Below are 6,980 nucleotides of genomic sequence, written 5' to 3'. Positions count from 1 at the left end.
GTTCGGACGATACCTTGCCTTGCATACGGGACCTGCTCCCCACTATCTGTTCAGGACAAACGCGAAGGACGGGCGGACCAGGCTCATCCCCGGTTCACGCCAAGGGGGTTACGGTCCCGCCCGTCCGACCCCTGGGGGATGGCCATCCCCCAGGGGTCGCACCCATCATCAACGGATGCAGTTTGAACATGCAAGGGGGCCACACGGCACACTCTTTCCGTGATAACCTATCCCACATGCCGACGGCTGCGCCCCGAACACGGTCGAAACGACGCCAACGCGGTCGAAGCCCTCATGATTGTTATAAGAAAGACCGGCTTCCCCGGCCCCCTCATCCGCCCTACGGGCACCTTCTCCCCGAGGGGAGAAGAGGGAATCGAGATGTTGCGGCATGTCCCTTCGCCCCGTTGAGAACAGAAGGAAGGGTCGAGACCCATGACTCGACCCTGGTTAGTGGCGGCAGCCGATGAGGACAAATCGGCGTGCTCAACGAGCTGAACGCCCGACAGCTTCCATCCGTGCATAAAAAAACGGGCCACTTGGCCCGTTTCGTCATTCTAGCAATGATCACCCGTTCAGCTGGCCCGCGCTGCCGCCCGGCGGCGTTCATTCACCGGCTGGTAGGCAAGCTTCTGGTGATAGCCGCAATAAGGCGAATTGTCGGGGGATTCGCAGCCGCAGAAATGGAAGTCGTCCTTCAGCGGATCGCCGACCGGCCACTTGCAGGTGCGTTCGGTCAGCTCCGTCAGGCCGAGGCGTCGCGAAATCGGCACGACCACATTGCCTCTCGGCACGTATTCCATTTCCTCGATCGTTTCGATCTCGATCTCTTCCTTCAGCATGGTCGCGCCCTGCTGGCGGGTAACGGTGCGGGTAGTGACCCGTGAGGCGTAGTTCGGCGCGCGCGGCGCCGAGGTATTGCGCTTCGGCGTTCGCGCCGCGGTGTTGGTGCCGCCGGCCTTGGCACGGCCGGGGAGGCACAGCCGATGCACTTTGCCGATGACCGCGTTTCTGCTGACCCCGCCAAGCTGCGCAGCGATCTGGCTGGCGCTCAGTCCTTCGGCCCAAAGTTTCTTGAGTTTCTCGACCCGCTCGTCTGTCCAGTTCATGCCCTGTCTCCACCTTCTGCGTTGGTGATGGCAGAATCCCTCACCGTTGTCCCGGGAGCTCCGAAACAAGAAACGCTTGATCAATTTTGGTGACTAGTTCCGCCGCATGCAGTCTAGTAATTGATCTTTAACCTAGTGTGAGCCTGACTCCGTGACAAGAGTCGCATGAATCCGGATGAATCGAATTCGTAGTTTTCCCCAACTTGCTGCCCCTGCGTGTCATTTCTGCAATAATGCCTGTTGATGACTGGAAATGCCGCTGTACACCCTTGCTGCATACGCTAAGGGCGCCGTTTTGTTGACATTGCAGCGCGAAAAGGAAATAGTGCCACTCGCCGCCGCAAGGCGGCATTTTTGATTTTTCGGGCCTGGTTTCCTTAGCCGGAGACATTGCCCGGCAACTTTGATGGAGATCGCGCCATGGCTGAAGCCGCGCCGCTTTATGACACCTATTCTCGTGCCCCGCTGCGGTTCGAGCGAGGCGAGGGCGTATGGCTGATCACCGAAAGCGGCGAGCGATATCTCGATTTCGGCGCCGGCGTCGCCGTCACCTCGGTCGGCCACAGCAATCCGCATGTTGTGGGCGCACTGAAGGAGCAGGCCGACAAGGTGTGGCACCTGTCGAACATCTATGAGATCCCCGGCCAGGAGCGTCTGGCAAAACGGCTGACGGACGCCACCTTCGCCGACAAGGTGTTCTTCACCAATTCGGGCGCCGAGGCGCTCGAATGCGCCATCAAGACGGCGCGCCGCTATCAGTTTTCCAAGGGTCATCCCGAGCGCTTCCATATCATTACCTTCGAAGGCGCCTTCCACGGACGGACGCTGGCGACGATCGCCGCCGGCGGCCAGGAAAAATATCTGGAAGGCTTCGGCCCGAAGGCGCCGGGTTTCGATCAGGTGGCTTTCGGCGACATCGAAGCGGTTCGCGCCGCGATCACCGATGCTACGGCCGCCATCCTCATCGAGCCGGTGCAGGGCGAGGGCGGCGTGCGCCCTGCCACCAACGAGTTCATGAAGGCGCTTCGCCAGCTCTGCGACGACAACGATCTGCTGTTGATCCTCGACGAGGTCCAGACCGGCGTCGGCCGCACCGGCAAGCTCTTCGCCCATGAATGGTCGGGCATCACACCCGACATCATGGCGCTCGCCAAGGGCATCGGCGGCGGGTTCCCGCTCGGCGCCTGCCTTGCCACGTCGGAAGCCGCCTCCGGCATGAAGGCCGGCACGCATGGCTCGACCTATGGCGGCAATCCGCTTGCCATGGCCGTCGGCAGCGCCGTGCTCGACATCATCCTTGCCGATGGCTTCCTCCAGCATGTGCGCGACGTAGCGCTTGTCTTCCGCCAGGGCCTCGCTTCGCTGAAGGATCGTTATCCCGATGTGATCGAGGATATCAGAGGCGAGGGCCTTTTGCTCGGCATCAAGGCCGCCGTTCCCTCAGCCGAACTGCTGCAGGCGATCCGCGCCGCCCATCTGCTCGGCGTGCCTGCCGGCGACAACGTCATCCGCCTTCTTCCGCCGCTCGTGGTCACTGCCGAGGAAGCCCGCGAGGGTCTGGCCCGCGTCGAGCGCGCCGCCGAGAGCATTCGCGCCTCCAAGGTCAAGAAGACGGCTTGAAGAGATTGCCGCCTTCGGGCGCAGCACAGGTAAGAAGACATGAGCCCTAAACATTTCCTAGATCTTTCGGCGGTCACATCAGCCGATCTCAGAACCATCATGAACGATGCGCTTTCCCGCAAGCAGGCCTTTAAGGCAGGCCAGGGCGATAAGCCGCTCGCCGGCAAGATGCTGGCGATGATCTTCGAGAAGCCGTCGACGCGCACCCGCGTCTCCTTCGACGTCGGCATGCGCCAGCTCGGCGGCGAAACACTCTTTCTGTCCGGCACCGAGATGCAGCTTGGCCGCGCCGAGACGATCGGCGACACCGCCAAGGTGCTGTCGCGCTATGTCGATGCGATCATGATCCGCACCACCGAGCATTCGCGGCTGGTCGAGCTCGCCGAGCACGCGACCGTGCCTGTGATCAATGCGCTGACGGATGACACCCATCCCTGCCAGATCATGGCCGATATCATGACCTTCGAAGAGCACCGCGGCCCGATCAAGGGCAAGACCATCGCCTGGACCGGCGACGGCAACAATGTGCTGCATTCGCTGGTCGAGGGTGCCGCGCGTTTCGGCTACCGCATGAACATGGCCGTACCCCTTGGCTCGGAGCCAAAGGATCACTATCTGAACTGGGCCCGCAATGAGGGCGCCGAAATCATGCTTTGCCATGATGCCGATCGTGCGGTCGCCGGCGTCGATTGCGTGGTGACCGATACCTGGGTCTCCATGAATCAGGAACATCGGGCCCGGGGTCACAATGTCTTCCAGCCTTATCAGGTCAACGCGGCCTTGATGGCCAAAGCCGGCAATGATGCATTGTTCATGCATTGCCTGCCCGCCCATCGCGGTGAGGAAGTGACGGACGAAGTGATCGACGGTCCGCAATCCGTGGTCTTCGATGAGGCGGAAAACCGTCTTCATGCGCAGAAGTCGATTCTTGCTTGGTGCCTGGGCGCGATCTGAACCATAATCGGACGTCGCGAGTCACAAACTTGCGACCGCGTGAGCGAAGGGCACGCTGGCCCATCGCTCTGAAAACTAGGAGTGAAAGCCATGGCAGAAGCTGCAGCCGCCCTCGGCCAGTTCGATTTCGCCGGCGATGACCATGTCGTCCCCTTCCAGGTGGAGGGGCTGGATGTGCGCGGCCGCGCCGTGCAGCTCGGCCCGATGCTCGATGCGATCCTCGAGCGCCATCATTATCCCGCGCCCGTTGCTCGGCTGCTTGCCGAAGTCGTCGTGCTGACGGTGCTGCTCGGCACCTCGCTGAAGTTCGACGGCAAGTTCACGGTGCAGACCAAGGGCGACGGCCCGGTTGATCTTCTCGTCGCCGATTTCTCGACGCCGGAAAATGTCCGCGCCTATGCCCGTTTCGATCGGGCGCTGCTCAAGAAGGCGATCGAGTCAGGCGAAACCGAGCCGGAGCAATTGCTCGGCAGGGGCGTGCTCGCCTTTACCATCGACCAGGGCAAGTTCAGCCAGCCCTACCAGGGCATCGTTCCGCTCGACGGCACGACGCTGGAAGAAATTGCCGGCGTCTATTTCCGCCAGTCGGAGCAGATCCCGACGCGCGTCCGCCTTGCCGCGGCCGAGCTCTTCGATCGTGACGATGCCGGCAAGCCGCGCCATCGCTGGCGGGCAGGCGGCCTCGTCGCCCAATTCCTGCCGGAAGCGCCGGAGCGGATGCGCCAGCCGGATCTCCACGGCGGCGACGGCGACACCGGCAGCCGCCCGCATGGCGAGGACGACGCCTGGCTTGAAGCCCGTTCGCTGGTTGAGACCATCGACGCCGATGAACTCACCGATCCGCTTGTCGGCACCGAACGGCTGCTGTTTCGCCTGTTCCACGAGCGTGGCGTGCGCGTCTACGAACCGCGCGCCGTCTTCGACCGCTGCAGCTGCTCGCGCGACAAGATCAAGGGCGTGCTGAAGGGCTTTTCGGCCGAGGAGATCGAAGCCAGCCAGGAAAACGGCGAAATCGCCGTCACCTGCGAATTCTGCTCGACCACCTACCGCTTCGAGCCGGCCGAGCTTCAGCCGGCCGAATAGGCTTGATTCGCGCGAATGGTGCCCCAAGTCCCTTCTCCCCAGCGGGGAGAAGGTGCCGGCAGGCGGATGAGGGGGCCACACGGCACATCCTTCACGTAAAACCTATTCCGGTACTCCGGCGGCAACGCCAGTTCCCGCCGCCCTGAACATGGTCGAGACGATGTCATCGCGGCCGAAACCTGCATGGAGGTCGTTGGAAAGACCGGCTTCGCCGGCCCCCTCATCCGCCCTACGGGCACCTTCTCCCCGCTGGGGAGAAGAGGGAGTCGAGATGTTGCGGCATCTCCCTTCGCCCCGGGCGTCGAAGACGCATCAGGAACGTGGCGCTGACGGAAAATGACCTCTCAATTGATGCGCCTCAGTTAAGCACACGCAGCAGCCCAGGCGAATCCAGCGAGAAGGCGGGGATGTCGACATCGAACATCTCTCCTTCGTCCGTTTCCATCTGGTAATGGCCGAACATCAGCCCTGAGGGCGTATCGAGCGGGCAGCCGGAAGAATATTCGTAGGTGTCGCCGGGACCGAGCCGCGGCTGTTCGCCGACAACGCCGGGACCGGTCACCTCGTCCACCTGGCCGTTCTGGTCGGTGATGTTCCAGTAACGATTGACCAGCCGAACGGCTATGTTGGAATTGTTGCTGATGACGATCCGGTAACCCCAGACATAGCGATCATCTTCCGGATCGGATTGCTCCTCCAGATAGAACGGCTCGACGACGACTTCGATCTCTCTTGTGAGGGCGCGATACATGCCTTGCACCTTAATCAAGATATGTTACCCGTATCTTATAAGAGGCTTTGTCCGTCAAGAAACGGAACAGTTATCATCGCTGAAACGGCTGTGATCCGAAAGGTTTTCGATCGTTAAGCCTAATCGTCAGTGTTAATTCCGCTTCGGAACGCCGCGGCGGACGAACTTGTTCCCCTCCCGGCCTCACCTTGGTGAGGACCGGCCGGACCCCATGTGATATCCGGCCGTTATGACTGTCGATCAGGCCGAAACCTTGGCAAGCGCCCGCGCGAAATCCTCGATCAGGTCGTCGGTATCCTCGATACCGGCCGAAAGGCGGACCGTTCCAGGTGAGATACCGAGTTCGGCGCGCGCCTCTTCCGTCAGGTTCTTGTGCGTCGTCGTCGCCGGATGGGTGATCAGGCTCTTGCTGTCGCCGAGATTGTTGGAAATCTTGACGATCTCGAGCGCATTCTGCAGCGCAAAGGCCGCATCCTTGCCGCCCTTCAGTTCGAAGGCGACCAGCGTCGAGCCGCCGGTCATCTGCTTGGCGATGATATCGGCCTGCGGATGGTCCTTGCGGCCGGGATAGATCACCTTGGCGACCTTGCCTTGCTCGGCCAGGAAATCGGCGATCTTTGCCGCATTCTCGGTCTGCTGGCGCACGCGCAGCGGCAGCGTCTCGATGCCCTTCAACAGCGTCCAGGCATTGAACGGCGACATGGCCGGGCCGGTATGGCGGAAATAGTCGTGCAGGTTCTCGTCGATCCATTCCTTGTCGGAAAGCACGACGCCGCCGAGGCAGCGGCCCTGGCCGTCAATATGCTTGGTGGCGGAATAAACGACGATATGGGCGCCGAGCTCCAAGGGCTTCTGGAAGAGCGGTGTCGCAAAGACGTTGTCGACGACGACCTTGGCGCCGATCTGGTTGGCGAGCTTGGCGACGCCTGCGATATCGATCACTTCGAGTGTCGGATTGGTCGGGCTTTCCAGGAAGAACACCTTGGTCTTCGGCGTGATCGCCTTTTCCCAGTTCGCCAGATCCCGGCCGTCGATCAGCGTGCAGTCGATGCCGTATTTCGGCGCCAGCGTTTCGACGACCCAGCGGCAGGAGCCGAACAGCGCACGCGCGGCGACGATATGATCGCCCGCCTTCAGCTGGCAGAGGATCGCCGCGGTGACGGCGGCCATGCCGGAAGCGGTGGCGCGGGCGTCTTCGGCGCCTTCGAGCATGCACATGCGCTTTTCGAACATGTCGTTGGTCGGGCTGCCGTAGCGGGCGTAGATGAAGCCCTCGGTCTCGCCCTTGAAGCGGGCTTCGGCCGCCTCCGACGTCTCGTAGACGAACCCTTGCGTGAGATAGATTGCCTCGGACGTCTCGCCATATTGCGAACGCAGCGTGCCACCGTGGACGAGTTGGGTTGCCGGGCGCCAGGTCTTGCTCATGCCATCACCTTCACATAACAAAAAAACCGGTCGCAAAA

General features: G+C 61.8%; 6 protein-coding genes. 3 read left to right on the top strand and 3 right to left on the bottom strand.

Features of this window, described 5'->3' with window-relative positions:
• Positions 1–575: 575 nt before the first annotated feature.
• Positions 576–1,109 (bottom strand): GcrA family cell cycle regulator, encoded by a 534-nt coding sequence (locus tag ACIPSK_RS32455; RefSeq protein WP_017966873.1) that lies wholly within the window; start codon positions 1,107–1,109, stop codon positions 576–578.
• A 420-nt stretch (positions 1,110–1,529) separates the two neighbouring features.
• Between ACIPSK_RS32455 and ACIPSK_RS32450 the strand changes: the two genes are divergently transcribed.
• The 3 genes from ACIPSK_RS32450 (at position 1,530) to ACIPSK_RS32440 (ending at position 4,766) form a co-directional block, all read left to right on the top strand.
• Positions 1,530–2,729, top strand: coding sequence for an aspartate aminotransferase family protein (locus tag ACIPSK_RS32450; RefSeq protein WP_162119471.1), 1,200 nt, complete (start codon positions 1,530–1,532; stop codon positions 2,727–2,729).
• Positions 2,730–2,768: 39 nt separating this feature from the next.
• The gene (argF, locus tag ACIPSK_RS32445) at positions 2,769–3,683 is read left to right on the top strand and encodes an ornithine carbamoyltransferase (RefSeq protein ID WP_017966875.1); all 915 of its coding nucleotides are present in this window, start codon (positions 2,769–2,771) and stop codon (positions 3,681–3,683) included.
• Positions 3,684–3,773: 90 nt separating this feature from the next.
• Complete coding sequence (locus ACIPSK_RS32440) at positions 3,774–4,766, top strand: Hsp33 family molecular chaperone (protein ID WP_162119470.1); 993 nt, start codon at positions 3,774–3,776, stop codon at positions 4,764–4,766.
• Between the two features lie 358 nt (positions 4,767–5,124).
• Here ACIPSK_RS32440 and apaG read toward each other — a convergent pair whose 3' ends face one another.
• Positions 5,125–5,517, bottom strand: a complete 393-nt coding sequence (gene apaG / locus ACIPSK_RS32435) for a Co2+/Mg2+ efflux protein ApaG (RefSeq protein WP_162119469.1) — start codon at positions 5,515–5,517, stop codon at positions 5,125–5,127.
• A gap of 240 nt (positions 5,518–5,757) precedes the next feature.
• Complete coding sequence (locus ACIPSK_RS32430; RefSeq protein WP_162119468.1) at positions 5,758–6,942, bottom strand: O-succinylhomoserine sulfhydrylase; 1,185 nt, start codon at positions 6,940–6,942, stop codon at positions 5,758–5,760.
• Positions 6,943–6,980 lie beyond the last annotated feature (38 nt).

This window comes from Rhizobium sp. LARHSG275, assembly GCF_052871115.1.
Note: the sequence above shows the minus strand (reverse complement) of the source record. Positions and strands in the feature narration are given on the sequence as shown.